Genomic DNA, 2,533 nt, shown 5'->3' with positions numbered 1-2,533 from the left:
CTCCCACGGGGGAGAAGGAAGGAGAAAACTACTTCCCCGCCGTGCTCGTTTCCAGCGTCTTGGGTGTGGTCAGGCGGCCGTGGCCGGAGATGGCGTTGCCGGCATCGGGCGCCAGCCGCATGAACGACAGCGACGCGGCGGCCGAAATCGCCGCGACGACGAAAAACGCGGTGTGGAAATCCGCCAGCGTCAGTGACCGGTCGTGCAGGCTTGTGGACACTTCCAGGATTCCGCCGGCCAGCGCCACGCCGAGCGCGACCGACAACTGCTGGAACACCGCCGTGATCGGTGTCGCCTTGCTGGTGTCTTCAGCCGAAACCTCGGCATAGGCGAGCGCATTGACGCCGGTGAAGAACATCGAGCGGATGAAGCCGCCGACGAGCAGCATGGCCAGCATCAAGAGATAGGGTGTGTCGGGTGTGAACAGGCCGTTGATGGCGATCGAGGCGGCGGCGACCAGAGAACCGACAACCAGGACGCGGCGGAAGCCGGCGACGCGGAAGATCAGCGCGGTGACAAACTTCATCCCGATGGCGCCGATCGCCGAGACGAAGGTGATCATGCCGGACTGGAACGGCGTCAGCCCAAAACCGATCTGGAACATCAGCGGCAGCAGGAACGGCACGGCACCAATGCCGATGCGGAACAGTCCGCCGCCAAGCACCGAGGAGCGGAACACCTGGTTGCGGAACAATTCGAGCGCCAGCAAGGGATTTTTGGCGCGCCGCGCGTGCAGCAGATAGAGCGCGCCCGACAGCAGGCCGACCGCTACGGTGATAAGGCCGGTGGCCGGCGGCAAATAGGGCAGGCTCACCACCGACAGGCCGAAAACCACGCCGGATGCCGCCAACCCGCTTAGCACGAAGCCGAGGAAGTCGAGCGGCGGCGTCTCCATCGATTCGGTCTCCGGCAGGAAACGCGTCGCCAGCCAGATGCCGATCAGGCCGATCGGCACATTGATCAGGAAGATCCAGTGCCAGGTGAAATAGGTGGTGATGAAGCCACCGACCGGCGGACCGACCAGCGGACCGACCAGCGCCGGAACGGTTAGCCAGGACATCGCCGCGACGAGTTCGCTTTTTGGTGTCGCGCGCACCAGCACCAGCCGCCCGACCGGTGTCATCATGGCGCCGCCAATGCCTTGCAGGAAGCGCGAGACCACAAAAGCCGGCAGCGAACCGGAGAGCGCGCAGGCGATCGAACCGACGATGAAGACGGCGATCGCGGCGCGAAAGATATTCTTGGCGCCGAAACGGTCGGCCATCCAGCCGCTGATCGGAATGAAGATCGCCAGCGAGACGAGATAGGCGGTCAGGGCCAGCTTGAGCGCGATCGGGCTGGTGTGGATGTCGACGGCGATCGCCGGCAGCGATGTCGCGATAACAGTCGAATCCATGTTTTCCATGAAAAGGGCGACCGCCAATATAAGCGGGATGGTGCGGTTCAACGAACGCGTCCAGACTTGAATGTTGCGTTGCCGGTTGCATGTCGGCCCTGAGGCGGGCGGTTACCATGCCTTCGCCGGGATGTCGCATTAATTTGCTGTCACTTTTGTGCGACCGGCAACCACAGGTGGCATCCCTTCGCCGGAAAGTCACCTTTCCGGGAGCGTGAAATCATCGGCTTTTCATCGGTGCTTGGACGTGGTACCAGCCAGCGCCAATCCTGAAAGGGAAGAAACGAGTCGGCGCTGTCCATTCCGGTCCAGCGCTTTTTTGTATTCCCCCACCGTTTTTATGTTCAAGGGACTGGCCATGGCAAAAATCATCGAAACGTCCACCGGCGCATTGGCGCTGACCTTTGACGACGTGCTGCTGCAGCCGGGTCATTCCGAGGTCATGCCTGGCGAAACCGATGTCCGCACCCGCATCGCCGGCGACATCGACCTGAATGTGCCGATCCTGTCGGCGGCGATGGACACCGTCACCGAGGCGCGGCTTGCCATAGCCATGGCCCAGGCCGGCGGCATTGGCGTCATCCACCGCAATTTCTCGCCGGCCGAACAGGCCGAGCAGGTGCGGCAGGTCAAGAAATTCGAATCCGGCATGGTGGTCAATCCCGTCACCATCGGCCCCGACGCGACGCTCGCCGACGCGCTGGGCCTGATGCGCAGCTATTCGATCTCGGGCATTCCGGTGGTCGAGAACGGCGGCAGCGGCGGCCACAAGATCGGCCGGCTGATCGGCATCCTGACCAATCGCGACGTGCGCTTTGCGTCCGATCCGGCGCAGAAGGTCCATGAACTGATGACCCGTGACAACCTGATCACGGTCAAGGAGAACGTCGACCAGGACGAGGCCAAGCGCCTCCTGCACCAGCACAGGATCGAAAAGTTGGTCGTCGTCGACAGGCAAGGCAATTGCGTCGGACTGATCACCGTCAAGGATATCGAGAAGTCGCAGCTCAATCCGCACGCCACCAAGGACGCACAGGGCCGCCTGCGCGCCGCCGCCGCCACCAGCGTCGGCGATGACGGTTTCGAGCGCGCCGAACGCCTCATCGATGCCGGCGTCGACCTTCTGGTGATCGACAC

At 63.1% G+C, this 2,533-nt stretch carries 2 protein-coding genes; one reads left to right on the top strand and one right to left on the bottom strand.

The genetic code is table 11. From position 1 onward, the window contains the following. Positions 1-28 precede the first annotated feature (28 nt). On the bottom strand, positions 29-1,447 hold the full coding sequence (locus EN932_RS33825; RefSeq protein WP_013532287.1) for a DHA2 family efflux MFS transporter permease subunit: 1,419 nt from the start codon (positions 1,445-1,447) through the stop codon (positions 29-31). A 307-nt stretch (positions 1,448-1,754) separates the two neighbouring features. Here EN932_RS33825 and EN932_RS33820 point away from each other — a divergent pair. After that, on the top strand, positions 1,755-2,533 hold a 779-nt coding region (locus EN932_RS33820; RefSeq protein WP_128369422.1), incomplete at its 3' end, for an IMP dehydrogenase.

The sequence above is a fragment of the Mesorhizobium sp. M7A.F.Ca.US.002.01.1.1 genome, from assembly GCF_004022955.1.
In the GTDB taxonomy this organism is placed as follows: domain Bacteria; phylum Pseudomonadota; class Alphaproteobacteria; order Rhizobiales; family Rhizobiaceae; genus Mesorhizobium; species Mesorhizobium ciceri.
This window is presented reverse-complemented; position numbering and strand designations above follow the sequence as displayed.